This is a genomic window from Methylicorpusculum sp. (genome assembly GCF_030651835.1).
GTDB lineage: Bacteria > Pseudomonadota > Gammaproteobacteria > Methylococcales > Methylomonadaceae > Methylicorpusculum.
Map to the genome: position 1 here is coordinate 20,500 of NZ_JAUSBX010000144.1, position 25,448 is coordinate 45,947.

General features: G+C 46.7%; 23 protein-coding genes. 19 read left to right on the forward strand and 4 right to left on the reverse strand.

Annotation, left to right across the window (positions count from 1 at the left end; translation table 11 throughout):
• Window positions 1-39: 39 nt before the first annotated feature.
• From lolA to Q7V32_RS18430, 11 genes are all read left to right on the forward strand, one after another.
• Window positions 40-627, forward strand: coding sequence for an outer membrane lipoprotein chaperone LolA (gene lolA, locus Q7V32_RS18380; RefSeq protein WP_370691482.1), 588 nt, complete (start codon window positions 40-42; stop codon window positions 625-627).
• A gap of 106 nt (window positions 628-733) precedes the next feature.
• Window positions 734-2,014, forward strand: coding sequence for a replication-associated recombination protein A (locus Q7V32_RS18385; protein WP_304898477.1), 1,281 nt, complete (start codon window positions 734-736; stop codon window positions 2,012-2,014).
• 57 nt (window positions 2,015-2,071) lie between these two features.
• Window positions 2,072-3,028 carry an acetyl-CoA carboxylase carboxyl transferase subunit alpha gene (gene accA, locus Q7V32_RS18390; RefSeq protein ID WP_304898440.1) on the forward strand — a complete coding sequence of 319 codons (957 nt, stop codon included), beginning with the start codon at window positions 2,072-2,074 and terminating at the stop codon, window positions 3,026-3,028.
• A 371-nt stretch (window positions 3,029-3,399) separates the two neighbouring features.
• Window positions 3,400-4,749: a tRNA lysidine(34) synthetase TilS gene (tilS, locus tag Q7V32_RS18395; RefSeq protein WP_304898441.1), complete on the forward strand. Its 1,350-nt coding sequence runs from the start codon at window positions 3,400-3,402 to the stop codon at window positions 4,747-4,749.
• Between the two features lie 338 nt (window positions 4,750-5,087).
• Window positions 5,088-6,722 (forward strand): CTP synthase, encoded by a 1,635-nt coding sequence (locus tag Q7V32_RS18400; protein ID WP_304898442.1) that lies wholly within the window; start codon window positions 5,088-5,090, stop codon window positions 6,720-6,722.
• A complete protein-coding gene (gene kdsA, locus Q7V32_RS18405; RefSeq protein ID WP_304898443.1) occupies window positions 6,719-7,552 on the forward strand; it encodes a 3-deoxy-8-phosphooctulonate synthase in 834 nt (277 codons plus the stop codon). The genes Q7V32_RS18400 and kdsA overlap by 4 nt, the downstream gene beginning before the upstream one ends.
• 8 nt (window positions 7,553-7,560) lie before the next feature.
• Complete coding sequence (gene eno, locus Q7V32_RS18410) at window positions 7,561-8,841, forward strand: phosphopyruvate hydratase (protein WP_304898444.1); 1,281 nt, start codon at window positions 7,561-7,563, stop codon at window positions 8,839-8,841.
• A gap of 282 nt (window positions 8,842-9,123) precedes the next feature.
• A complete protein-coding gene (gene ftsB / locus Q7V32_RS18415) occupies window positions 9,124-9,402 on the forward strand; it encodes a cell division protein FtsB (RefSeq protein WP_304898445.1) in 279 nt (92 codons plus the stop codon).
• Between the two features lie 87 nt (window positions 9,403-9,489).
• Window positions 9,490-10,185: a 2-C-methyl-D-erythritol 4-phosphate cytidylyltransferase gene (gene ispD, locus Q7V32_RS18420; RefSeq protein ID WP_304898446.1), complete on the forward strand. Its 696-nt coding sequence runs from the start codon at window positions 9,490-9,492 to the stop codon at window positions 10,183-10,185.
• Window positions 10,182-10,655 carry a 2-C-methyl-D-erythritol 2,4-cyclodiphosphate synthase gene (gene ispF / locus Q7V32_RS18425; RefSeq protein WP_304898447.1) on the forward strand — a complete coding sequence of 158 codons (474 nt, stop codon included), beginning with the start codon at window positions 10,182-10,184 and terminating at the stop codon, window positions 10,653-10,655. The genes ispD and ispF overlap by 4 nt, the downstream gene beginning before the upstream one ends.
• A gap of 98 nt (window positions 10,656-10,753) precedes the next feature.
• Window positions 10,754-11,575, forward strand: coding sequence for an META domain-containing protein (locus tag Q7V32_RS18430; RefSeq protein WP_304898448.1), 822 nt, complete (start codon window positions 10,754-10,756; stop codon window positions 11,573-11,575).
• A 368-nt stretch (window positions 11,576-11,943) separates the two neighbouring features.
• On the opposite strand, the gene Q7V32_RS20880 is transcribed toward Q7V32_RS18430, so the two are convergent.
• Window positions 11,944-12,312 (reverse strand): alpha-amylase family glycosyl hydrolase, encoded by a 369-nt coding sequence (locus tag Q7V32_RS20880; RefSeq protein ID WP_370691483.1) that lies wholly within the window; start codon window positions 12,310-12,312, stop codon window positions 11,944-11,946.
• 110 nt (window positions 12,313-12,422) lie between these two features.
• The gene (nhaD, locus tag Q7V32_RS18440; RefSeq protein ID WP_304898450.1) at window positions 12,423-13,826 is read right to left on the reverse strand and encodes a sodium:proton antiporter NhaD; all 1,404 of its coding nucleotides are present in this window, start codon (window positions 13,824-13,826) and stop codon (window positions 12,423-12,425) included.
• 388 nt (window positions 13,827-14,214) lie between these two features.
• Here nhaD and Q7V32_RS18445 point away from each other — a divergent pair, with 388 nt between their 5' ends.
• The 4 genes from Q7V32_RS18445 (at window position 14,215) to Q7V32_RS18460 (ending at window position 17,781) form a co-directional block, all read left to right on the forward strand.
• Window positions 14,215-14,889, forward strand: coding sequence for a response regulator (locus Q7V32_RS18445; RefSeq protein WP_304898451.1), 675 nt, complete (start codon window positions 14,215-14,217; stop codon window positions 14,887-14,889).
• A complete protein-coding gene (locus Q7V32_RS18450; RefSeq protein ID WP_304898452.1) occupies window positions 14,882-16,273 on the forward strand; it encodes a sensor histidine kinase in 1,392 nt (463 codons plus the stop codon). The genes Q7V32_RS18445 and Q7V32_RS18450 overlap by 8 nt, the downstream gene beginning before the upstream one ends.
• Window positions 16,274-16,734: 461 nt before the next feature.
• Window positions 16,735-17,166 carry a hypothetical protein gene (locus Q7V32_RS18455; protein ID WP_304898453.1) on the forward strand — a complete coding sequence of 144 codons (432 nt, stop codon included), beginning with the start codon at window positions 16,735-16,737 and terminating at the stop codon, window positions 17,164-17,166.
• Between the two features lie 159 nt (window positions 17,167-17,325).
• Window positions 17,326-17,781 carry a PAS domain-containing protein gene (locus Q7V32_RS18460; RefSeq protein ID WP_304898454.1) on the forward strand — a complete coding sequence of 152 codons (456 nt, stop codon included), beginning with the start codon at window positions 17,326-17,328 and terminating at the stop codon, window positions 17,779-17,781.
• A 125-nt stretch (window positions 17,782-17,906) separates the two neighbouring features.
• Here Q7V32_RS18460 and pntB read toward each other — a convergent pair whose 3' ends face one another.
• Together pntB and Q7V32_RS18470 are read right to left on the reverse strand one after the other, a co-directional pair.
• A complete protein-coding gene (pntB, locus tag Q7V32_RS18465) occupies window positions 17,907-19,298 on the reverse strand; it encodes a Re/Si-specific NAD(P)(+) transhydrogenase subunit beta (protein WP_304898455.1) in 1,392 nt (463 codons plus the stop codon).
• Between the two features lie 10 nt (window positions 19,299-19,308).
• Window positions 19,309-20,871, reverse strand: coding sequence for a Re/Si-specific NAD(P)(+) transhydrogenase subunit alpha (locus tag Q7V32_RS18470; RefSeq protein WP_304898456.1), 1,563 nt, complete (start codon window positions 20,869-20,871; stop codon window positions 19,309-19,311).
• Window positions 20,872-21,527: 656 nt separating this feature from the next.
• On the opposite strand from Q7V32_RS18470, the gene Q7V32_RS18475 reads away from it, so the two are divergent.
• From Q7V32_RS18475 to Q7V32_RS18490, 4 genes are all read left to right on the forward strand, one after another.
• Window positions 21,528-22,454 carry a nucleotidyltransferase domain-containing protein gene (locus Q7V32_RS18475; RefSeq protein ID WP_304898457.1) on the forward strand — a complete coding sequence of 309 codons (927 nt, stop codon included), beginning with the start codon at window positions 21,528-21,530 and terminating at the stop codon, window positions 22,452-22,454.
• Complete coding sequence (locus Q7V32_RS18480; protein ID WP_304898458.1) at window positions 22,451-23,137, forward strand: HAD family phosphatase; 687 nt, start codon at window positions 22,451-22,453, stop codon at window positions 23,135-23,137. The genes Q7V32_RS18475 and Q7V32_RS18480 overlap by 4 nt, the downstream gene beginning before the upstream one ends.
• 230 nt (window positions 23,138-23,367) lie before the next feature.
• A complete protein-coding gene (locus Q7V32_RS18485; RefSeq protein ID WP_304898459.1) occupies window positions 23,368-24,303 on the forward strand; it encodes a beta-ribofuranosylaminobenzene 5'-phosphate synthase family protein in 936 nt (311 codons plus the stop codon).
• Window positions 24,304-24,353: 50 nt separating this feature from the next.
• A complete protein-coding gene (locus tag Q7V32_RS18490; RefSeq protein ID WP_304898460.1) occupies window positions 24,354-25,445 on the forward strand; it encodes an ATP-grasp domain-containing protein in 1,092 nt (363 codons plus the stop codon).
• Window positions 25,446-25,448 lie beyond the last annotated feature (3 nt).

Consider the following 25,448-nt stretch of genomic DNA (forward strand, 5'->3'; position numbering starts at 1 on the left):
TTGCGATTTAAAGTGATTCAGTGGTTAGGCTTTGTATTAATGTTCACGGTGGTGAATGTGCAAGCCCAAGAAAAACCGGTAAGCCAGTTAAGGGCTTTTTTAACGTCATCCAAGGCCTTGAAAGCGGATTTTAAACAAATTGCAGTCGATGAAGCCGGCAATGCCCGGCAAACCAGTTACGGCGTGTTTTATTTGCGCAGACCGGGAAAGTTTCGCTGGCAGTACACCAAGCCTTTTACACAGGAAATCATTTCCAATGCAGGCAAAGTCTGGTTTTACGATGCCGACCTGGAGCAGGTGACGGTGAAGAAGCTTGATCAGTCGGTAGGCTCAACCCCCGCTTTGTTACTCAGCGGTGACATTGATCTGGAAGAAAACTTTAACATCCAGGATCAAGGTGTCGACGGGGATATGCAATGGATTAAACTGCTGCCCAAAAACGAAGACAGCGGCTTTAAATATGTTTTGATCGGTCTGGATATGGGAATCCTGGGCGGTATGGAATTAAGCGATAATTTTGGTCAATTAACCCGTATTTATTTTTCGAATATTGCGGTCAATCCATCACTGGATGATGAGTTGTTTATATTCACGCCGCCACCGGGATCGGATGTTTTTGAAGAATAACAACGCACTTTGGGTGCAGACGAAAATTGGAATGACATGGTAAGTTTTCCATCTTACTTGGGGCCGAGCAGTGAATGATGCTTTAATCAAGCCTTTGGCAGAGCGAATGCGGCCTGCTCAATTGGATGAATACAGCGGTCAGCGGCATCTGTTGAGTTCCGGCAAGCCGCTGTATGAAGCTATAGCGGCCGGCCGTTTGCACTCAATGATTTTCTGGGGCCCTCCCGGCACCGGTAAAACGACGCTGGCAAGGATGATTGCCAACCATTCTGAAGCTCTGTTTATTCCAATTTCGGCGGTGTTGGCCGGTGTCAAGGAAATAAGAGCGGCTGTGGCAGAGGCGCAAGCCGCCAGGGAAAGTCGGCAGCAACGCACTATTTTGTTTGTCGATGAAGTACATCGATTTAATAAAGCCCAGCAAGATGCGTTTTTACCGCATGTTGAGGATGGCACGTTTTATTTTATCGGCGCTACGACTGAAAATCCGTCGTTTGCGCTGAACAATGCGCTTTTGTCCCGGGCCAGGGTTTATGTGTTGAATGCACTGTCAACTGAGGATTTACTGGCGGTGTTAAACAAGGCTTTAACCGATAAGGAAAAAGGCTTGGGGCATCTGGCTATCGAAATGGACGAAGCGATCAAGCATCAGTTTGCAGCTGCTTCCGATGGTGACGCCAGGCGAGCGCTAAATTTGCTGGAGATTGCCGTGGAGTTGGCGGCATCGCAAAACAGCACGGGTATCAATGAAGCCATCGCCAAAGAAGTGCTGTCAGGCGGAACGCGCCGTTTCGATAAGCAAGGCGAAGAGTTTTACAATCAGATTTCAGCGTTACACAAGTCGGTCCGCGGCAGTTCGCCGGATGCCGCATTGTATTGGCTTTGCCGGATGATGGATGCCGGCTGCGATTTGGCTTATCTGGCCCGCAGAATCGTCAGAATTGCTTCCGAGGATATCGGCAACGCTGATCCAAGAGCCTTGCCGTTGGCCATAAGCGCGTGGGAAGCACAAGAACGCCTGGGCAGTCCCGAGGGTGAGTTAGCCCTGGCGCATGCCGTCGTTTATCTTGCCTGCGCGGCCAAGAGCAATGCGGTTTATAGGGCTTATAATGCGGCCATGCGCGATGCCAAACAAAGCGGCAGCCTGCCAGTGCCGGTTCATTTGAGAAATGCGCCCACTTCGCTGATGAAATCACTGGATTACGGAAATGCCTATCGTTATGCGCATGATGAGCCCGATGCATATGCGGCCGGAGAGAATTATTTTCCTGAAAATTTGAAGGGTTCTCAGTATTACACGCCGGTCAATCGTGGTTTAGAAATAAAAATTGCAGAAAAATTAAAACATTTACGGAATTTAGATAAAATGTCCCGTACTGATAGGAGTTGACCTTTAACAAGGTAATCCCGGATCATCTGAATCATTTTATCTAGTTTATGTAGGATTATGGACCTTAAATTTCTCGATTTTGAACAACCCATCGCCGAATTGGAAGCCAAAATAAAAGAACTTCGCCGAGTTCAGTTCGATAACGATATCAATATTTCCGATGCGCTGGAGCAACTGGAAAGCAAAAGCAAAACGCTGACTGAATCGATTTTTTCCGGGCTTAGTGACTGGCAGATTTCACAATTATCAAGACATCCCGGGCGGCCTTATACCCTGGATTACATTGATTTGATTTTCTCCGATTTCCATGAGTTACATGGCGATCGGGCGTATGCTGATGATCCTGCCATTATCTGCGGATTGGCCCGACTTGAAGGGCAGCCGGTTGCTCTGATAGGGCATCAAAAGGGCCGGGATACCAAGGAAAAAATTTATCGAAACTTTGGTATGCCCAGACCCGAGGGTTACCGTAAAGCGCTAAGAGTCATGAAAATGGCCGAGCGCTTTGGTTTACCGATCATCTGTCTGATCGATACACCGGGGGCCTATCCCGGTATTGGTGCAGAAGAACGCGGCCAAAGCGAGGCAATAGCCCGCAACCTGTTTGAAATGGCGCGCTTACAAACACCTATTATCTGCACTGTCATCGGAGAAGGCGGTTCTGGCGGTGCATTGGCTATCGGCGTCGGCGATCGCCTGATTATGCTTGAATACAGCACTTACTCGGTGATTTCGCCCGAAGGTTGCGCGTCGATTCTCTGGAAAAGTGCAGATAAATCCCAGTTAGCGGCTGAGGCGATGGGGATAACTTCCGATCGTATCCGTGAGCAGGGCTTTCTGGATGAAGTGGTCAGAGAGCCTTTAGGTGGCGCGCATCGTGATTTTCAAAAAACGGCCATGAATCTGAGAGAAACCTTGTTGCGGCATTTGGAAGAACTCAAGCGTGATTCTATGGAACATTTAATGGAAAAACGTTATCAACGGATTATGGCTTTTGGTGTGTATACCGAGTAATTTGAACGACAACTTTTTCGTTTTCTTCCATAGGATCGAAAAAGTGTTTAAAAATTTGAGTTGTATATGATCAGCCCTTCTCAATTTGAAGGGGAAAATCGCTTTTTGAGGATGTCGACAGCAGGGCAGATTTTTTATTCCAGACAAAATCTGCATTTCCGCCTTCCTTGGCGGTCAGATGCTGCTGTCAAGTCCCTACTCAAGGGTTTACGGCATTACTCAAAAGGCTTTTCCCTGCCCGGAATGACGCTAATGATTGCTGGCGTGGTGTATTTACTAACTGCCGGCATAATTAACCAGTTGAGCGATTTTTAAGTTGTATCAAAGTCAATCAAAAGCTCGCTGATGGCGGGCTTTTTTGTTTGGGGATTATGACAAACACTCTTGCACTGCCAGTGGAATCTCATTTAATCGATGCCATCCGTCCTTATCAGGGATTTCGCCGCGTATTTGTGGCTTACAGTGGTGGAGTCGATTCCCATGTGTTGTTACACGCGTGCGCGCAGCAGCGCGAGTTGAAAGAAAAACTGACAGCCGTTTATGTTCATCATGGTTTGCAGGCTATAGCTGATCAATGGGCCGGTCATTGTCAGGCAACCGCATTCTCTTTGGGCATAGCATTTAAGGAACTGCGCGTCGATGCTCGGCCGATCAACGGGCAAAGCCCTGAAGAAGCCGCCAGAAACGCCCGGTATGGCGCATTAAGCCTTTTGCTGGATGATCAGGATCTGTTGTTGGTCGCTCAGCACAGGGAAGATCAACTGGAGACGGTTTTGTTGCAACTGTTCCGCGGTGCCGGATTGCCGGGTTTGTCGGGGATGCCTGTGGTCATGCCGATAGGGAAGGGGATTCTTTTGCGGCCGCTGTTGAATGTGTCTAAAAAAGAAATTGAGGCCTATGCAGCCGGGCATGAACTTGATTGGGTAGAAGATCCCACAAATCAAAGCGCCGAATTCGATAGAAATTTCCTTCGAAATGACGTTTTGCCGCTATTAAAAAAGCGTTGGCCAGCGCTGGACAAAACCGTATCACGTTCAGCCGCTCATTGCGCAGACGCTCAGTCAGTGATTCGGGAAGAGGGAAGTGACCTGCTCAAAAAATACCTGGAAAGCGAGTCTCAAACCCTGTCTTTGGCGCTTTGGTCGTGTCTTGATAGTGCGCGGCAAGCTTTATTGCTACGCGCCTGGTTTGGTTTTATGGGTTTGAAAATGCCTTCTCAGCGCGTCATTCATCAGATTATCCATGAAGTGATTGACGCGGCAGAAACCGGTAAAGCCGAGGTTTTTACCCAAGGTCATGCGATCAGGAGGTTTCGCAATCGTCTCTATTGCCTTGAGGCGAAATGCTTTCAATTGCCTGAAAAACGTGATTTTGAGTGGTCCAGCCAACAACAAAGTCTCGACTTGTCTGAATATTTGAAATTACAGCGAATTAAAGCTTCCTCCGGCATTTCGGTTGATCAGTGGCTGGCTGCAAAAATCACAGTCTCATTCCGCAGAGGCGGTGAAACCATCAGTTTGCCGGGCCGAAAGGGGCGTCATTCGTTAAAAAATCTTTTTCAGGAAGCGGCAATACCGCCTTGGGAACGGCCGATCATTCCGCTTATCTATCTGGACGGGCAGCTTGCGGCCGTTGCAGACCGGTGGGTCAGTGACGAATTTTACACAGTATCTCCCGGCGCCTGTTACCGCATCGTGTTCATCAAAGAAACGCCGGGCTGATCAGGTGTAATCAGTAATCCCAGGTTGATGATAAAAAAGGGTAGGCGTAAGCTTTGCGGGGATGTCTGCAGCAGGGATGCTGCAGTCAAGCTTCCACGGATGGGTCTACGGCGTTCCTCACAAGGCTTACGCTAATCCTCAAGGCCGCAAAAAGTTCAAGCTGAGAATTGCTGAAGTGTTATAGGTGGTCGTTTTTTCCAGCGCCCCACGGATGTCTGCTTACAATTGGATTCGGTAAAAAAAACAGTAAAGGCAATGACTAAGCAGGCATTGTCGATTAGAATATACCAGCTTTAAATGGCTGCAAAAGTCACCCTCTAAACGCTTTTCTTCAATACATGACAAAATATATTTTCATTACCGGTGGCGTCGTCTCATCCTTAGGTAAAGGCATCGCTGCGTCGTCACTTGCTGCCATTCTTGAAGCCCGCGGGCTTAAAGTCACGATGACCAAACTGGATCCCTACATCAATGTCGATCCAGGAACTATGAGCCCTTTTCAACACGGTGAGGTTTTTGTCACTGACGACGGTGCAGAAACCGATCTTGATCTTGGACATTACGAGCGTTTTATCAGAACGACCATGACCAAGAAAAACAACTTCACGACCGGTCAAATCTATGAAAACGTGCTGCGCAAAGAGCGCAAAGGTGATTATCTGGGCGCGACTGTTCAGGTAATACCTCATATAACGGATGAAATTATTAGACGGATTCATGAAAGTGCGGTCGGTATGGATATTGCCATCATTGAAGTCGGCGGGACGGTCGGCGATATCGAGTCACTGCCGTTTCTTGAAGCGATTCGTCAGATGCATGTTGAATTAGGGCGTGATCGCGCCATTTTTATTCATTTGACGCTGGTGCCTTATATCCGATCTGCGGGCGAACTCAAAACCAAACCGACCCAGCATTCTGTAAAAGAACTCAGAACGATTGGTATTCAGCCCGATATTTTAATTTGCCGTTCCGAACAACCGATTCCGATCAGTGATCGAAGAAAAATTGCGCTCTTTACTAATGTGGCAGAAAAAGCGGTCATTTCCGCGATTGATGCTGATACGATTTACCGTATACCTTTATTGCTGCATGAACAAGGTCTGGATGATATCGTTGTTGAGAAATTACGACTGGATGTGCCGCCCGCCGACCTCACCGAGTGGAAAAATGTAATCGATGGACTGACGCATCCGGTTGAAGAAGTCAGCATTGCAATTGTCGGTAAATATGTCGATCACAGCGATGCCTACAAGTCACTCAACGAGGCATTGATTCACGGCGGCATTCATACCAGAAATAAAGTTAAAATCCGTTATATTGATTCTGAAACTATCGAAGATGAAGGTGTTGAACACCTGAAAGGACTGGATGCCATACTGGTACCGGGCGGCTTTGGTGAGCGGGGCGTAGAGGGAAAAATTGCGACAGCTCGTTTTGCCCGGGAAAACAAAATTCCCTATTTGGGCATTTGTTTGGGAATGCAGGTTGCAGTGATTGAGTTCGCCAGAAATGTCGCCAAACTTGAAGGTGCGCACAGTACCGAATTCCTGCCCGATTCGCCGCATCCGGTCATCGGTTTGATTACCGAATGGATGGATGCAGAGGGACAGTTGGAAACACGCAATATACATTCTAATCTGGGCGGAACAATGCGTCTTGGCAGTCAAAAATGCCGACTTGACTCGGGGTCACTGGCTTTTGCGATGTATAAAAAGGAAGTCATCAAAGAGCGTCACAGGCATCGTTACGAATTCAATAACAAATATCTGGAAAAACTGGAGCGGGTCGGACTGACGTTCGCAGGTAAGTCGATAGACGGTCGTCTGGTCGAAGTGATTGAATTGAAGGATCATCCCTGGTTTTTAGCCTGCCAGTTTCATCCGGAATTTACTTCGACGCCACGAAGAGGTCATCCGTTATTTTCAGGATTTGTCATGGCCGCTGCTAAACATAAAAAGGAAACCCACCAATGAAATTATGTAACTTTGAAATCGGCCTTGATAAGCCTATCTTTTTAATCGCGGGTCCTTGTGTCATTGAAAGTGAAGCACTGGCTCTGGAAACTGCCGGCTATCTAAAAGAAATAACCGATCAATTGGGCATTCCTTTCATCTACAAATCGTCATTCGACAAGGCCAATCGCTCTTCGCATAACACATTCCGCGGCTTGGGCGTTGATGCGGGGCTAAAGATCCTCGAGAAAGTCAAACAACAAATCGGTGTGCCTGTTTTAACCGATGTACACGAAGACACGCCCTTGGAAGAAGTGGCGAAAGTAGTCGATGTGATGCAAACGCCGGCTTTCTTATGCAGACAAACCAATTTCATTCAGAATGTCGCCAAACAAGGCATTCCGGTCAATATCAAAAAAGGCCAATTTTTAGCGCCTTGGGATATGGTTCATGTGGCCGAAAAAGCCAAGGCCACAGGCAACGAACAAATTATGGTGTGTGAGCGAGGTGTTTCATTCGGCTACAACAATCTGGTGTCTGATATGCGCTCACTGGCCGTGATGCGCAACACCGGTTGTCCGGTAGTATTCGACGCCACCCATTCGGTGCAATTGCCCGGCGGTCAGGGCACCTGTTCAGGCGGGCAGCGAGAGTTTGTGCCCGTTTTGGCCAGAGCCGCTGTTGCAGTGGGTATTTCCGGATTATTTATGGAAACGCACCCAAATCCTGCCGAGGCGAAAAGTGATGGTCCAAACTCTTGGCCAATGCACCGTATTAAAGAATTACTAGAGATTTTAATCACCCTTGATCACGCTGTTAAATCAAGCAGTTTGATCGAAACAACCTTATAGGAACAACGATGGCGGCAATAGTAGATATTAAAGCAAGAGAAATCCTGGATTCGCGCGGTAACCCGACGATCGAAGCCGATGTCATTCTTTCTTCCGGAGTAGTTGGTAGCGCGATGGTGCCATCCGGCGCCTCCACCGGCGAACGTGAAGCGATCGAATTACGCGATGGCGATAAAGCACGTTACCTGGGCAAAGGTGTTTTGAACGCAGTAAACAACGTCAAAACAGAAATCCGTTCAGCTGTTCTAGGAATGGATGCAGCGGATCAGGCCGGCATCGATCAAAAAATGATCGAACTTGACGGTACCGATACGAAAGCCCGTTTAGGCGCGAATGCAATGCTGGCTGTTTCTATGGCCAGCGCACACGCGGCTGCAAAAGAAGCAGCACAGCCTTTGTATCGTTATCTGAACAAATCCGGTGAATTCGTGATGCCGGTGCCGATGATGAACATCATCAACGGCGGTTCTCATGCCGATAACAGTGTCGATTTGCAGGAATTTATGATTTTGCCTGTGGGCGCGCCCAATTTCCGCGAAGCGATTCGTTATGGAACGGAAGTGTTTCACACGTTGAAAAAAGTATTGTCCGATAAAGGTTTGGCGACAACCGTAGGCGATGAAGGCGGTTTTGCACCGAATCTTTCCTCCAATGAAGAAGCCATCAGCGTTATTCTGCAAGCGATTGAAAAAGCCGGTTACAAACCTGGCGTAGACATCTACCTGGGTCTGGATGCAGCTGCTTCTGAATACTATAAAAACGGCGTATACGATCTGGCTTCAGAAAAGAAAACCTATACCTCTGAAAAAATGGTAGATTTCCTAGCTGATTGGGTTAATAAATACCCGATTATCAGTATTGAAGACGGTCTGGACGAAAACGATTGGGACGGCTGGAAATTATTGACCGAAAAATTGGGCGGTAAAATCCAATTGGTCGGTGACGATTTGTTTGTAACCAATCCGGCTATTTTGAAACAGGGTATAGAAAAAAACATTGCCAACTCTATTCTGATTAAAGTCAACCAAATAGGTACCTTGACTGAAACCTTGGCCGCTATCGATATGGCTCAGGCTGCAGGTTATTCTGCCGTTGTTTCTCATCGTTCCGGTGAAACCGAAGACACGACCATTGCCGATTTAGTGGTTGCAACCGGGACTGGTCAGATAAAGACAGGTTCATTGAGCCGTTCCGACCGTATTGCCAAATACAACCGCTTGATGAAAATTGAGGATGAGTTGGAAGGCAAAGCCCTTTATGCAGGCCGCAAAGCCTTCAGAATGCTCTAGGATTGACGGATGAGAGCGGTTCTGCCGCAGCAATTCTCAATTTGAACAAAAAAATAAGGGTTGGGGGATGCTTTTTGAGGATCTCGGCAGCAGGGCAGATTTTTATTCCGGACAAAATCTGCATTTCCACCCTCCTTGGCGGTCAGATGCTGCCGTCAAGCCCCCAAGGAGGGGTTTACGGCGTTCCTCGAAAGGCTTTTCCCAGCCCCAAGTAATGCTGAAAATTTCAAACTGGGAATTGCTGACCCTGCCGGGCCGCTCTTGACTAATCGTACTGAATATATGAGCGCTTATAAAATTATTTCATTCGTCATTGTGCTGTTAATAGCGCACTTGCAGTACCGTCTGTGGTTAGGCGATGGCGGTATCAAGCAAATTGAACAGTATGACCAAAAACTGCAGGAATTAGGTTTGCAGGTCAAAGAAAAAAAAGAACGCAACGAACAGCTTTACAGTGAAGTGCTGGACTTGCGCAAAGGCCAGGATGCCATTGAAGAAAGAGCCCGTTACGAATTGGGAATGATTAAGGAAAATGAAACGTTTTTTCAGGTTCTGGAATAAAAGTTTTTTTATTTTAATCCGGCACTTCCAAAATGCGCCGTGCGCATCACCTCTCTAAACCGCTTTTTGCTAACGCGCTATTTTTAAATGAACACAATACACTCCCGATTTTGGGCTATTGTTCCTGCGGCCGGTGTTGGCAAAAGGATGCAAGCCGACAGGCCCAAGCAATATCTCTCCCTGGCTGGAAAAGCCGTATTAGAACAAACACTGATCCGCTTGTTAGACGTTGAACAATTGAGCGGAATCGCGGTTGCTATTTCTCCGGAAGATCCTTATTGGCCTGAGCTGGAAATTGCCGGACACCCTAAGGTAATCACTGCGCCCGGTGGTAAAGAACGGGCCGACTCGGTACTGTCCGGTTTAAGATCGATTCGTGAACGTGCCGATGATAATGATTGGGTGTTGGTGCATGATGCTGCCAGGCCTTGTATTACGCGAAGTGACGTTGTTTTGTTGATAGAGTCCTTAAAAGACGATGCTGTCGGCGGCATTTTGGCTTTATCGTCACATGACACACTCAAGCAGGTTGAAGGACGAACCATTCATGGCACTCTGGATAGGACGCATATTTGGCGGGCGTTGACGCCGCAAATGTTCCGTTACGGAATGTTGAAAGCTGCGTTGGAAACTGGCGAGGGTAATCCGGCAATTACCGATGAGGCCAGCGCGTTGGAATTGATGGGTTATCAACCCAAAATAGTCGAAGGCAGGCCGGATAATATCAAAATCACGCGTCCCGAGGATTTGGCTCTGGCGCAATTTTATTTGGAGCAACAATGATTCGAATTGGTCAAGGCTATGATGTGCATCGGTTTAAAGACGATGGCGATGTGATTTTGGGCGGCGTCACAATCCCCTATGAAAAAGGACTGGAAGCACACTCTGACGGCGACGTGGTGCTGCATGCCTTGTGCGATGCGTTATTGGGCGCGGCGGCATTGGGCGATATCGGTAAGCATTTTCCGGATACCGACCCGGAATTTAAAGGCGCCGATAGCCGGGTGTTGTTGCGGCATGTCTATCGAATTGTGCGGGAAAAAGGTTATACACTGGTCAACGCAGATATTACCATTATCGCCCAGGCGCCCAAGATGGCGCCTTACATTCCCGAGATGTGCTTCAATATTGCCGAGGATTTGGAGGTGACTGTCGATGATGTCAATGTCAAAGCGACCACTACCGAGAAGCTGGGTTTTGAAGGACGAAAAGAAGGCATTGCCGTACAGGCGGTCGTCTTGATAGAAAAATAAAGTTTCAGGCCTTAATTTTGTTGGCTTATAAGGGCGTGCAAATCAACTGATTAACCAAAGTTATGACTGTTCTAACCGCATAAATGGGAGAGTGGATTTTGAAGCGACTTATGATCTTCGTTCTATTCAATTTACTGGTCGGGTGCGCCGCGCAATCCGATAAAACCGCTTCCGATGCAACACAAGGTCAGGAGGAGGCAAAATCTTTCGATTTGGAAGCTAGAGAGTGGCAACTTAAACAATTTTTCAATGCTAACGGTCTGGTCGTCCCTGTGCAGGAAGGTACTGCAATCGAAATGGTTTTTGCAAACGGTAAGCTTAGCGGGAGCGGCGGCTGCAATCGCTACTTTGGCAGCTATAAACTTGACGATGAGACCGGATTATCAGTAGTTAACCCGTTGGGCGCAACAATGATGGCCTGTTCCCAAACAATTAACGAACAGGAACGCCGCTATTTCGATTTTTTAGCAAAAGTCGATCGTTACCAGTTAGGTGAAAACAGTCAATCGTTGGTACTGTTGAATAAAGAAGGAAAAGCCTTGCTTGTGTTTGACGCGCTTGTACCGTCCGCTCTTGAACATACACCATGGCAGGCCACGGGAATTAATAACGGTCGGGGGGGTATCGTGTCGGATAAAAACACCCACCTGGCGAAGGCAACATTTGCTGACGGCCTTGTTCAAGGCAAAGCCGGGTGCAACAGGTTTTCAGCTGCTTATACGGCCGAATCTGGAAATTTGAGTATTGCTGCGGTAAAAACCACGCGAATGGCTTGCGCAGAGGAAGGGATCATGGCGCTAGAAGCGAATTATCTGAAGGCATTGGCTCAAGCTGTGCAATATGAAATCAAGGGCGATCAACTGAGATTGCTCGATAAAGAGGGGTCCTTGCTAATCAGTTTTATCAGACAGACCCAATAGAACCTTACTTCCCCTCCCAATGCCGTTAAGTTAAGCGTATTGTGGAGGAGTGGGCCATGCCCGCGATTGAACCACCTTAGGTCACGGGCATGGCCGCACTTTTAGTACCGCCTGATTATTCGTAAATAACAAACCCGCCACCCGGAACTGTTAATTGAATCGCTCTGCCATTTCGCGCTTCAATCTCGCATGTTGTGCCGATCTGTGTCGATTCGGTTGAATAGATACAGGTTAGAACGGATGACTCTTCCTGGTGCAGTTTATAGTCAATGGTCACCCAGGCCGTTCTGGCGTTATCCGCATCGGTGTTGATAGCCAATACTATTTCTTGTTTGTTGAAGATGCGTGACCAGGGAACAATTGACAACTTAGGCCCACCGCCGATAATTTGAGGATAGCCAAAAGTACCAGCCTTCCACTGGCCGATATTGGCCGAAGATATTGACGTCAGCCGGCCAAGATAGTTGGCGCCAGACAAAATCCTGGCGTGTGCCGAAATGAGGGTCGACATCAAGGAAATTCTGTATCGCGTAGCCGTGATAAGAACCGTCATTTGTTTTGAGGTGCTTGTTAACGACTTGCTTGAATACCGGGCGGATCCAGATCGCAACGACTCCGAGACGTTGTGAATAACCGAGTTTGCTTTCCAGACCTTTTAGCGTTCCACCTTGCCATTTAGTACCTTCATTTTTCCAGTTATCCGGGTCGGCTTGATAGGCATGTCGAACTAAATAAATAAAAGGCTACCTGTCTACTTTGGCAAGCAGCCCATAGGTTGACAACGCTCACTATTATCAGATTTACGAGTGTTTTACCCGTTTTTGTAAAACAAATCCTGAGTCACTCGTCAATTGATCAGCAGATGGGCATAAATACTGATGAAATAGCCAAGTGCAATGGCCGGAGTCCATTTTAAATGGCTGAAAAATGTATAGTAGCCTCTTGCCTGTCCCATCAATGCTACGCCTGCTGCGGAACCTATCGATAAAAGGCTGCCTCCGACACCGGCTGTTAACGTGACTAAAAGCCACTGGATTTCCGGCATCTCCGGATTCATGGTTAATACTGCAAACATGATGGGGATGTTATCTACAATTGCGGACAATATTCCGACCAGAATATTGGCTGAGGTGGCGCCCATTTCTCCATACATTAATTCAGAGGTGAGGCTTAAATAACCGATGAAACCCAATCCTCCCACTGACATGATGACACCGTAAAAGAAAAACAGTGTATCCCATTCGGATTTGGCGATATGACTGAATACGTCGAAGGCGCTACCGCTGACCTCGGAACCGGGGATCATGTCGAAAGAAGATTGCTCGCGCCTAAAAGCGGTCCTCAGATAATATCCAAACATTTTCAGATACCCGAGCCCCATCAACATGCCAAAAGCAGGCGGCAAGTGGAGAAATTGATGGAAAATAATTGAGGTGGCAATTGTAGATAAAAATAAAATAATAATTACGATCCCACCATGTTTGATACTCAAATTTTCTTCGTCAGGGAGTTCAGGCCGACCGTTTGGAATATATCTGTGCATTATGGCTGCAGGGATTGCAAAATTAATGAGCGATGGAATGAACAGTTTAAAAAAGGTCCAAAAGTCTAAAATATCTTTTTGCCAAACCATTAATGTCGTGATGTCGCCAAAAGGACTAAATGCTCCTCCTGCATTTGCGGCTACAACAATATTGACACAGGCAATGCCTATGAATTCGGGCTTTGAGGAACCAACAGTCAAAACGACTGTGCACATAATTAATGCGGTGGTCAAATTATCGGCGATGGGAGAGATGAAAAACGCTAACAATCCCGTGATCCAAAAAAGCTGCTTGTAGCTAAATCCCCGGGAGACCAATCGATAATGCAGGGCATCGAACACGCCCCGTTCAATCATCGCGCTGATGTAAGTCATTGCAACCAGAAGAAAAAAGAACAGTTCTGAGTATTCGAGAAAATTATGTCTTAGTGCATTCGATACCTGATCAGTTAAGCCTTGAGATTGATATACGAAAGCAATTAACGCCCAAATTAAACCGGCAGCAATCAAAACCGGCTTGGATTTCTGTAAATGAAGCTTTTCCTCGAAAATGACCAGTGTGTAAGCTAGAAAAAAAATAAATAGTGCTATGTAACCACCCGTTTCTGAGGTTAGATTCAAGCGATTGATATCAAGTTCAGAACTCCACGCTGGCAGCGGTAAAAACAAAAACAGGTTAAACAGCATTGAGTTAAATACGATTTTCATAGACAAATATTTCCTATATGAAAATGGATAAAGCGTCATCCATTCAAAGATATGCAAAACTGAAGGCCCTATAGATCTATCAGTTACTGTTTCGGAACCTTTAAAAAATTATCTGCTCATATTCGTGCACAGAGTACCATCTTAGTAATATCCCGTTTAAATTAACCCTGTTTGTCTACTCACACCTTCGGTTTTGATGGCGCGATACAGAAATGACCAATAGATCAAGTGATAAACAGGATCTTGTTTTACAGGCTATAAGATGAATCAAAACGATTCATTTCAGGAAAATGGTTTGAGCAACGATGATGTGGCTTAAAATTAAGTGTTTAAGCATAACTTTTTAAACTTTCTATTACCTTTCAAGTATTTTTGGTCCCTTGTCGATATGAAAATTTTATTAGTGGAAGATGATAATGTGTTGTCCGATGGTCTGACGCATACGCTGTCCAAAAGCGGTTATTCAGTGACTTGTGCAACGAGCGGAAGCTATGCAGAACATGCGTTGGCGGCACAGGACTTTGACTTGATTGTCCTGGATTTGGGTTTGCCTGATATGGATGGTTTAAAGCTTCTGAAGCGCCTGAGAAGCCGGAAGATAGGTTTGCCCATAATTATATTAACGGCAAGGGACGGTATCAATGACCGTATTGAGGGAATCGCTCAGGGTGCGGATGATTATTTAACCAAGCCGTTTGAATTAAGAGAACTTGAAGTGCGTATCAATGCATTGATCAGACGTTGTTACGGTGGTTTTAGTAATGTTATTCAAGTTGGCCGCTTGTCATTGGATACACAAGATCATCAGATATCGGCTGATGGGCAATTATTGTTGCTTTCGGCCAGAGAATTCGGGGTTTTGGAAATGCTCTTGATGCAAGCGGGAAAAGTGGTTTGCAAAGAGCGAATTTCTCAACGCCTGTCCTATGATGGCGAGGGGCTTGCCGACAATGCCATAGAAGTTTATGTACACCGTCTCCGTAAACGAATTGAACCCTATGGCGCAGTGATAAGAACGCTTCGGGGCTTGGGTTATTTGCTTGAAACTTCAGAAAATGAATAAAAAAAGGAGTCTGCGGACCGAGATTATTCTTCGCTTGTCGGTGCCGGTCATTTTTTTCATTGCGGTTGAAACGGTGTTGTCGTACTTCACTACACTGCATTATGTTGATGAGGCCTATGACCGATGGTTGCTGGATTCTGCACGGTCTTTAATGCAAGAAATCAAACTGAAGGAAGGGCTGGCTGTTGTTGATTTACCCCCTGAAGCGTTGGCGATTTTTAAATGGGATGATCTGGATAAAACTTATTTCAACATCATCTCCGAGGAAAGAGGCTTATTGGCTGGCGATGCATTTGTGCCCGAGACATTGGAGTCTTCGCAAGAAACGGAAAAACCTATCTATTTCAATGCGTTTGTCAAGAATGAGTCGGTCAGGATCGTGTCTATCAAGGTTCCTCTTGCTGATGAGGCGACAGAGACGATTCATATTCATGTCGCCGAAACCCAGAAAAAGCGAAGAGTGATGATGCTCGATATCCTCATGGCGGATTTAATACCCCAGCTTTTACTGGTGATAATGGCTGGATTTTATTTGTTACATGGTGTTAAACGAGGTTTGCAGCCTTTGCATGAACTGGCTGACGAAATAGCTCAGCGTTCTCCGCAAGATTTAAGCCCGATTCCGGAATCCCACGTTTTTCAGGAAGTGCATACACTGACGGATACGATTAATAACCTGTTTAATCGATTGGCCTTAGCTATTGCCGGTCAGCAAAGATTCATATCCAATGCGGCGCATCAACTGCGTACACCGCTAGCCGGACTTAAATTACAGGCAGAACGGGCGCTTCGAGAAAAGGAACTGGCAGAGATGAAGCCGGCGTTGGAGCAGATTCAGGTCAGCGCTGACAGAATGTCTCATTTAATCACTCAACTTTTGGTATTGGCTAAGTCAGGTCCTTTAGAAGCTGGGTATCAGCTCAAGCCCTTGGCACTTTGTAAATTGGTCAGGACTCTTGCGATTGATTATGCACCTTTAGCAATACAACACAACATTGAGTTGGTATTTGAAGGCCCTGATAAGGAAATCATGATTCAGGGTGATGAGATTCTATTGCGGGAATTATTGGGTAATTTAATAGACAACGCGATTAAATACGGGCATAAGAACGGCGTTATTGTTATCAGTGTACTTAACAAGCCTTACCCTTCCTTGATTGTCGAAGATGATGGGCCTGGTATTCCTACTGCAGAGCAGGAAAAGATTTTTGAGCGATTCTACCGTATTCCCGGTAGCCTGGGAGACGGCTGTGGCTTAGGGCTTGCGATAGTCAAAGAAATTGCAATGCTTCATCAGGCTCAACTTAATCTGGGACGCTCGGATCAATTAGGAGGAGGGCGGTTTGAGGTCATATTTAACGAAAAACCAGAAAATAAGCGCTAAAAGTAAGGGTTAATGACTTTTTTAGTGCGAATTTTCGGTTAAATTCTTAAATATCATATTTAAAAGGTCAACTTCCCTTGGTTTTTGGTTAAAAAAGAATGATTATGACATGAATTTTATCCATGTTAATCTGTTTAACCAATTAATAAGGCATGATTGTCTGTGAATCTGGCGTAATCAGTCACTAAACAATGCAGTGCTTTGCGAGGCAGAAGTTTAGTGGTTTTCAGGTGCTAATAGCTTCTGCCGTAAAGTCAGGTTTTTAGTGTAAACTTTTCAAAATCCGCCAGCTTTGACCATTGGGGGTATTGGAAAAGGTATTGTGGAAAGTGCGAGGGTTCTTTAGGTTAATTTTAAACAAGATCTAAATCATTTGGGGAATATTCATGTTCGCTTTCGACTTATCAAAAGCAACGTCCAGGTCAGTGGTAGGTCAATCCGGCATTGAGATTGCCAAGCCTGTGAGTGAGGTCTATGATTTTGTTGTTGAACGCTTTTTTGAAAACTATACCCGGTGGGCGCTTGAAGTTGTTGAGTTTAAACCTATTAACGACAACAAAATGGATGTTGGTGCATTAGCACGTCAGACTCGAATCGATCAGGGCCAGAAAATTGAATCGACGTTTGAGGTTGTAACCATGGAAAAAGATAAGTTGCTGGTTCTAAATGGTCTTTCTTCCCCTTTTAGAAACAGCTATATCTTTGATAGTATCGAATCCGATACTCCTCAAACAAGGCTGACTTTTTCTTTTGAATTATTGGAAATTGAACTCTTTATGCGGCCTTTTGAAAAATTGATTCGTATCGCAATTGAAGAGGGTGCTCAACATACTGTAAACAATATTAAAAACTTATTGGCACCTGATGCAGAGTCAGAAACCAACCTGGGCTGACTTCCCAGGCGGTTAGTCATTAGTTTTATGATGGCTTATGAGGCGCGTGCTGATTGGGCTGAAAAAACAAACCGCATTATTTTAGTGTGGTTTATCGTAAATAAAATTCATAACGCTGAGGAGCTTGGCTCTGATCGTGTCAATCAATGGAGTTAATATATGCCTTTTATCACTGAAAAAGATCCCGGGCTCATTCCTCAGATACTCTCCGAAATATTGGATGAATGTGTTAACGGCGTCACTCTGGCTGATCCGGATTTACCGGATATGCCGATAGTCTATGCGAACAAAGCGTTCGAGACGATGACAGGATATTCTCAGGAAGACATCATAGGACATAATTGCCGATTTCTGCAGGGACCGGATCGCGATCAAGACGCGCGCTACCAAATCTTTCAGGCCATCCGGAATAATCAGGGAGTCGTGGTTACGCTACGAAATTATAAGAAGAACGGGGAGCTGTTTTTCAATAGACTCAAAATCATCCCTCTGTTTGATAGAAACGGTCATATCATCTACTACCTGGGGGTTCAATACGATGTAACCGAGCAGGTTAAGGCAGATGAAAGAATTAAGGAATTAAGCGCTGAAATTTCTAGCGTTGCAGGTGAGTAGTTTAGCCTGTGACTGATAAAAAAAGGTATCTGAATACCTGTTGCACCACCCCAATAAAATTAGCCATATCAAGATAGCTCAACATTCCCGGTTTTTTGGACCGGGAATATCTATGAACTTGAATTTTAAGCATTCAACGCTTTAAGTACCGCCTGCAATGTTTCATTAGCATCACCAAATAACATCCGGGTGTTTTCCATCACAAACAAGGGATTGCCGACCCCGGCATAACCAGAAGCCATGCTGCGTTTCATTGCTATCGTGGTATGACTCTTCCACACTTCCAAGACCGGCATGCCGGCAATTGGACTGTTCGGATCGGTTAACGCAGAGGGATTGACGATGTCATTGGCGCCTATCACGATACTGACATCCACATGCCCGAAATCTTCATTCACTTCTTCCATTTCAAAAACGATGTCATAGGGCACTTTTGCTTCGGCGAGCAATACGTTCATGTGGCCCGGCATACGCCCGGCTACCGGATGAATGCCGAAGCGCACGGTTTTACCCTGGTTACGAAGGAATTTGGTGATTTCAAAAACAGTATGCTGAGCTTGAGCCACCGCCATGCCGTAGCCTGGAACGATCATTATATTTTTGGCGGCCAGTAATAATTGTGCGGTTTCATCTGTGCTGACAGGCGTCACTTCGCCTTCTATGGCAGCCGACTCGCCTCCCGAACTGGTGCCGAAACCACCGGCGATGACACTGATGAAATTACGATTCATGGCCCGGCACATGATGTAACTCAAAATAGCGCCGCTGCTGCCGACCAATGCGCCCGTCACGATCAATAAATCGTTACTGAGCATAAAACCGGTTGCCGCAGCCGCCCAGCCGGAATAACTATTCAGCATTGAAACCACGACCGGCATGTCTGCTCCGCCTATGGCCATGACCATATGAACACCAAAAGCCAGGGCTATCAATGTCATGAGTAATAAAGGAAAAGTTCCGCCGCCACTTTCAGCTTGGGAAAGAAACGCATTGCCCAGCAAAATGACAAAAACGAGTAAGCTTAAATTTAACCAGTGCCGTCCAGGCATTAAATAAGGTTTGCCGTCAATGCGGCCGCTCAGTTTGCCAAACGCGATCACTGAGCCTGAAAAGGTGATGGCGCCTATTAATATACCGATATAAATTTCAACTTCATGAATGGATTTTTCTATCCCTTCCAATGGCGATGAGCTATCCATGAAGTTGGCATAGCCGACAAGCACTGCAGCAAGTCCCACCAAGCTATGCATGATGGCAACCAATTCCGGCATTTGCGTCATTTCAACTTTCGCCGCTGCTTTTGCGCCTATGAATCCGCCGATGAGTAGTGCGGTTATCAATATGGCATAAGCGGTCACGGAGGAACTGAAAATGGTGGCTAAAATGGCGATGACCATGCCTGCCATGCCGAAATAGTTGCCTCTGCGAGCTGTTTCCTGATTGCTTAGCCCGCTCAGGCTGAGTATGAATAAAATCGCGGCACCAAGATAGGCCATAGAAACTAAACTTTGTGACATGCTGTTCTCCCTATTTTCTGAACATTTCTAACATGCGGCGGGTCACTAAAAAGCCCCCGGCTATGTTAATTGAGGCCACAAGCACGGCTAATCCGGCCAGCAGTGTGATTAAGAACCCCGGCGCCGACACTTGAATCAACGCGCCCAGAACGATGATGCCGCTAATGGCGTTGGTGACGCTCATCAGGGGTGTATGAAGGGAGGGCGAGACGTTCCAAATGACTTGGTAGCCGATAAAACAGGACAGCACAAATACGGTGAAATGCGACATGAAGGATGCCGGGGCTACCGAGCCTAGTTGGAATAAAAGCAGGGCGCCCAGTATCATCGGCGCATAGTGTTTGACAGGCGCAGGGATAAGACTGGTTTTTGGTTGTTCGACTTTGACCGGAACCGAGGCCCCGGGTTTTGCGGCTGGTGCTACAGTCAGTGTCGGAGGAGGCGGCGGCCACGTTATTTTACCGGCATTGATGACGGTAGCGCCGCGGATGACTTCATCTTCCATATTGACGTTCAGTAAGCCGTTTTTCTCCGGACACAAATCAGTCAATAAATGACGGATATTGGTGGCATACAACTGGCTGGCTTGGTTGGCCAGACGGCTGGGTAAGTTGCTGTAGCCGACAACGGTCACGCCGTGTTTGGAAATCACCTGGTCTTTGATGCTGACTTCGCAGTTTCCGCCTTGTTCAGTGGCCAAATCGACTATAACGCTGCCTGGTTTCATAGACGCTACCATGGCTTCAGTGATCAGAATCGGTGCGGGTTTTCCAGGAATTAACGCGGTCGTGATAATGATGTCGACTTCTTTGGCCTGCAGGGCAAACAAGGCCATTTCCGCTTCAATGAATTCTTTGGACATAGTCTTGGCGTATCCGCCGGAGCCGGATCCATCTTCTTTGAAGTCCAGCATCAGAAATTCAGCGTCCATGCTTTCAATTTGTTCTTTGACTTCAGGACGGGTATCGAATGCTCTGACAATGGCGCCTAATGATTTTGCGGCGCCTATGGCCGCAAGCCCTGCTACTCCTGCACCAATCACCAGTACTTTGGCGGGTGGAATTTTACCGGCTGCAGTAATCTGACCGGTAAAGAAGCGACCGAAATGCTGGGCTGCTTCAACAACCGCGCGATAACCGGCAATGTTGGCCATGGAGCTTAAGGCATCCATTTTTTGAGCCCGGGAAATGCGGGGAATGCTATCCATCGCGAAAACGGTCGCATTCTTTTTGGCCAGCTTTTGCAGCAGCGCCTCGTTTTGGGCGGGCCAGATGAAACTGATTAAATGCCCGCCTTTTTTAAGCAGGTCGGTCTCGTCTTTATTAATTTCGGGGTGCAGTTCAGGAGCCCTGATTTTTACGATAATATCGGAGTTTTTCCAGAGGGTGCGGGTGTTATTGATTATTTCTACGCCTACTTTTTTGTAGGCCTCATCCGGAATATCTGCAGCGGATCCTGCGCCACTTTCGATAGCGACTGAAAACCCGAGCTTGATCAGTAGTTCTGCGACTTCGGGTGTTGTCGCAACGCGTTTTTCACCTACGTGTACTTCTTTGGGGACACCAATTTTCATGAGACTTCCTTTAAGCTAAGACACAGAGAAACAGATAGGGTTTAGGTATTTATTTCCAAGCCCGGAGCATAGGCAATTTACGGGGGTAATTCAACAAAATAATAAACGAATCAAAACCCATAGTAGATTGTTGGGAATTAAGCGCTTTTCTAAAAATTCAAAAAGCATGAGAATCAACCTTTAATATAGGGGCTGTTATTCTGGTCGTTGTCAAAGCTAGCTGAACGGGGAGTCGCTATTTTTGCGAAAGCTTGTTTTGGGCATCCCAGCCCAATCAAGCAGCAAAAAAATACGCGACCACTGATGCCTCCGGCGGCCCCGATTCGTCCGCGTCGCCTCGTTTCGACCCAACAAGGGTTGAAACATTGGCTCTCGCATGACTTAACGCCGTTTCGCTATGCCTTGCAGGTTTTCTCCGCAAGCTACGAAAACCCGCCCGGCGCTACGGCTATCGGGGACTAAAAATCTTCACTTCGCTGGCGCTCCGTTTCCAAGATTTTCAGCGCTTGATAGTCAGAAAGAATAGTTGCGGAACAGTTTTTTGCGATTAAAAGTACTTTTAAGTGCCCACTATACTTGGTGCTTACAACATGGAATCCTTATAAACGACGCTTAATGGCTAAGCGGCACTTAAAATAATCAGGTAGCTTGAATTAATGAAATATTGTGTAAAAGACTTTATAGAGGCTCAGGGTGAGTTACTTTTTGCTGTTGTCGAGTCGGGTATGGAGGCAGGAAAAGTCTTGTGCTTTCTGCGCTATGCCAAAATAAACGGCAATTGGCAAAAACTATCCACCCATCAAGCCGATTGCTATCTGGCTGACTATTTTCCGCATTATCTCTATTACTCTTCTGCAAAAGATGTCTCGCTTCATGCGGTTTGTGAAACTGCGATCATTAAACACCATCAGCCCAGACAACGGTTGCAGAGGTTAATGGAGCAGCCGTCACATTGTGCCGTTGTAGCGGATTTTAAAAAACTGATCAAACATTTCATCGAATACGGCTTGGAAAGCACCCAGATAGGCGTCACAGGATCTTTGCTGCCCGGCGTTCATAATGACGATTCGGATATAGACCTGGTTTTTTATGAGCGTCAGCATTTTCATTTTGCACGCGATTTGGTCAAGCAGCTGATACAAGAACACCATATAGATGCCTTGGATGATTCGGCTTGGGAAAGTTCCTATCGCCGCCGTTCGTGCCATATCGATTTGCCGGACTATGTATGGCATGAGCAACGTAAATTCAATAAGGCGCTGATCAATGGCCGAAAATTCGACATCAGTCTGGCCATTGATACGCGCTTACCTGATTTAAATTATCAGAAAATGGGCTTGGTTACTATTCAGGCAAAAGTCATTGATGACACTCATGCATTTGATTCTCCGGCTATTTTTGGGATCGAAGCGGGACCCATTGATACAATTTTGTGTTTTACTGCAACTTATGTGGGTCAGGCCTGCAAAGGGGAATGTATTGAAGTGTCAGGGACGCTGGAAGCGTCATCTTGCGGTTATCAGCGGATTGTGGTCGGATCAAGCCGCGAAGCACCGGGAGAGTTCATCAGGGTGATACGGTGAAGGTTGTTTTACCTGATGTGGATGCGGTCATTTTTGATATGGACGGCTTGGTGTTGGACACCGAAACGACTTATTTCATCGCTTGGCAGCAGGCTGCAGCGCAAATGGGTTATGTATTGCCGGATGCTTTCTGCGAGTCGCTGAGCGGACTGCATTTTCAGCAGGTTAGTGACATGATTTTGGCCTATTGCGGGCATGCTTTTTCACTCGATCATTTCAATCAGATGAGCGGTAAAATTTGGCGCGATTATGTGAGTCATCACGGCATTCCTGTAAAAAATGGATTTTTCAGTTTATTGGACGTCATAACGGAATTCAATTGGCCTTTCTGTCTCGCGACAAACAGTTTACGGGCCAATGCCTTGGAATGTCTCGATCTGGCGGGACTCAATGCTATATTCACGACCCTTGTCACCCGAGAAATGTGTGTGAACCCCAAGCCTGCGCCGGATCTTTTTATCAAAGCCTCCGAGCTTTTGACGGTTCCAATCGGTCGGTGTTTGATATTGGAAGATTCTTTATCCGGTGTGATGGCAGCGGTTCAGGCCGGAGGTATTACCGGTTATGTGCCATCTCAGGTTCCCCCGGATAAACGCGCTGAATTTTTAGCCGATTTTAAAGCGACTGATCTTGAAGATGTCTCCCGCATGCTGGCTTATAAGGTAACTACTCGTCCGCTTTGAATTAAGGGTGTAGGTGCTTGATTTCAAAGGACGCATCAATACGTCCCTGTAGCTCTCTGCAACATCCCTGTTGCAGAAGTCTTTTCAATCAACCACCTACACCTACTAAAATTGGAGGGGGTGAGCAGATACCTTATAAGTTCACTTATTTGAGCGCTGATAGGCTATAATAGCCACTTTTTTAATGAAGATGGCTCGGTTTGAAAGCGCAATTCTCTAAAGTGACTGTCATGGCTCCGGCCCGCCTGCATATGGGCTTTATCGATTTGAGCGGGGCGTTGGGTCGGCACTTTGGCAGTATCGGTGTTGCGCTGAATGAAATCGTAACCCGACTTACCATTACCCGCTCTGATTGCCCTGAAGTCTCGGGGGTTTCCGAAGTTCGCGTTGCCAAGCAGTTACAAAGCATTTGTATTGCGTTGAATGTTCCTGATACCGTTCATATTCACGTCGATGAAGCCATCCCCGAACATGTCGGATTGGGTTCGGGCACACAAATGGCCTTGGCGATTGGTATGGGACTCAGTCATTTTTACGGTCTTTCCTACAGTGTTCGTGATATTGCTCAACTAACTGCACGGGGACGGCGTTCCGGCATAGGAATTGGTGTCTTCGAGCGTGGCGGACTGGTGGTGGATGGCGGGCGTGGTGAGCATACCATAACGCCCCCTGTGCTTTCACAGATGGCAGTGCCCGAGAATTGGCGTTTTATCCTGGTTTTTGACAAGCGCGGGCAAGGCCTGCATGGCAAGCAGGAAATTGAAGCTTTCAAAGCCTTGCCGCCTTTTTCCCAAACTGAAGCGGCCCGTTTGTGTTACTTGTTACTCATGCAGGGATTGCCGGCCATTGCCGAGCGTGACATCGCTAAATTTGGAGAAGTCATCACGCAGTTACAAAAAGCGGTCGGTGAACATTTTGCGTCGGCGCAGGGTGGTGTGTTTACCAGCAATGAGGTCTCTGAGGCCATGTCCTGGTGTGAACATCAAGGCGCTGTGGCCCTGGGTCAGACCTCTTGGGGGCCCACCGGTTTTTGTGCGGTGGAAGGCACGGAATGCGCTGAAGCACTTTGTTTAAAAGCCCGGCTGGAATTTTCCGGCTATGAGAATTTGCAATTTATGACAGTGAGCGCCAGAAACAGTGGCGGTGAGATCGCTGGTTTCGCCTAGGCTACGGTTGAATTTGCTCATCTTTCGCGCTGGATAGGTCTGAAAAAGTGATGTCTGAATGCGTGCTGATCGTTGCCAATTCAGGAAGAATGCTGGCGCAAGCGGCGAGGGATGCTGGTTTTATCCCTTTGGTGATAGATCTCTATGCCGATGAGGACACGCGGGCTTTGTCGGCAAGGGTTTTTAAAGTCCCAGGCTTCAGTCAGCTTTATTTGCTTCCTGTATTGAATTTGATTAAGCAGGAATATGCTGTCGATCATGCTTGTTTTGGTAGTGGGCTTGAAGCTTATCCGGAGAGCTTGTCAGCTCTAAGCAACGCGTTCAATCTGAACGGCAATGCCCCTTCGGTTGTGCAAAAGGTTCAGGATAAGGCTGTTTTTTTTTCACTTTTAAAACGATTGGAGATTGCCTTTCCTGAAACGGTTTTTTCAGCACCCGACGACGATGAAGATTGGCTGGTTAAGCCGATGCAGGGCCATGGAGGCTTGGGCATCAAGCACTATATTAAACAGGATGGCCTTGACGATAACGTTTATTGGCAGCGCTATCAAGAGGGGGTGCCCGGTTCAGTTTTGTTTCTTACCAATGGCAGCCAAAGCCACATCATTGGATTCAATACCCAGTGGTGCAGACGCGCTGATGACCGGCAAGTCTTTCTGTTTTCCGGTGTGATCAATCACAGTCCGTTAACCGAATTTCAACAGCAAACCGTCGCTGAGTGGCTGGGTTTGCTGGTTTCCGAGTTAGGTTTGACTGGCCTCAATTCGTTGGATTTTATAGTTCAAGGCGACAGTGTGCTGGTGGTGGAAATTAATCCCCGGCCTTCTGCGAGCATGCAATTGTATGACATGGGTGGTTTGATGGCTGCCCATATGGATTCTTTGGCCGGACTGATCCATAGGCGCAGTTATCGATTGGACGGTTTTTGCGCTTATCTGGTCGTCTTTGCCGGAAGGGATCTGGTTATTCCTGACGCAATTTGCTGGCCGGATCAGGCTGTCGATTTGCCCGGTCCGGGCCTCCATATCAAACAGGGTTTGCCGCTATGCAGTTTGATTGTCCGCAATTCAACTATTGAAGGCCTTCTGCAGACACTTAATGCAACCCGAAAAAAAATTTTTCAAATCTTCAATACAGGATAAACA

Coding starts and splice junctions, on each gene's coding strand:
- lolA (WP_370691482.1), top strand. CDS start 40: ATGTTCACGGTGGTGAATGTGCAAGCCCAAGAAAAACCGGTAAGCCAG.
- Q7V32_RS18460 (WP_304898454.1), top strand. CDS start 17,326: ATGCCTTTTATCACTGAAAAAGATCCCGGGCTCATTCCTCAGATACTC.
- pntB (WP_304898455.1), bottom strand. CDS start 19,298: ATGTCACAAAGTTTAGTTTCTATGGCCTATCTTGGTGCCGCGATTTTA.
- Q7V32_RS18475 (WP_304898457.1), top strand. CDS start 21,528: ATGAAATATTGTGTAAAAGACTTTATAGAGGCTCAGGGTGAGTTACTT.
- Q7V32_RS18385 (WP_304898477.1), top strand. CDS start 734: ATGCGGCCTGCTCAATTGGATGAATACAGCGGTCAGCGGCATCTGTTG.
- ispD (WP_304898446.1), top strand. CDS start 9,490: ATGAACACAATACACTCCCGATTTTGGGCTATTGTTCCTGCGGCCGGT.
- ispF (WP_304898447.1), top strand. CDS start 10,182: ATGATTCGAATTGGTCAAGGCTATGATGTGCATCGGTTTAAAGACGAT.
- Q7V32_RS18470 (WP_304898456.1), bottom strand. CDS start 20,871: ATGAAAATTGGTGTCCCCAAAGAAGTACACGTAGGTGAAAAACGCGTT.
- ftsB (WP_304898445.1), top strand. CDS start 9,124: ATGAGCGCTTATAAAATTATTTCATTCGTCATTGTGCTGTTAATAGCG.
- kdsA (WP_304898443.1), top strand. CDS start 6,719: ATGAAATTATGTAACTTTGAAATCGGCCTTGATAAGCCTATCTTTTTA.
- Q7V32_RS18445 (WP_304898451.1), top strand. CDS start 14,215: ATGAAAATTTTATTAGTGGAAGATGATAATGTGTTGTCCGATGGTCTG.
- tilS (WP_304898441.1), top strand. CDS start 3,400: ATGACAAACACTCTTGCACTGCCAGTGGAATCTCATTTAATCGATGCC.
- eno (WP_304898444.1), top strand. CDS start 7,561: ATGGCGGCAATAGTAGATATTAAAGCAAGAGAAATCCTGGATTCGCGC.
- Q7V32_RS18490 (WP_304898460.1), top strand. CDS start 24,354: ATGTCTGAATGCGTGCTGATCGTTGCCAATTCAGGAAGAATGCTGGCG.
- accA (WP_304898440.1), top strand. CDS start 2,072: ATGGACCTTAAATTTCTCGATTTTGAACAACCCATCGCCGAATTGGAA.
- Q7V32_RS18485 (WP_304898459.1), top strand. CDS start 23,368: ATGGCTCCGGCCCGCCTGCATATGGGCTTTATCGATTTGAGCGGGGCG.
- Q7V32_RS18400 (WP_304898442.1), top strand. CDS start 5,088: ATGACAAAATATATTTTCATTACCGGTGGCGTCGTCTCATCCTTAGGT.
- nhaD (WP_304898450.1), bottom strand. CDS start 13,826: ATGAAAATCGTATTTAACTCAATGCTGTTTAACCTGTTTTTGTTTTTA.
- Q7V32_RS18450 (WP_304898452.1), top strand. CDS start 14,882: ATGAATAAAAAAAGGAGTCTGCGGACCGAGATTATTCTTCGCTTGTCG.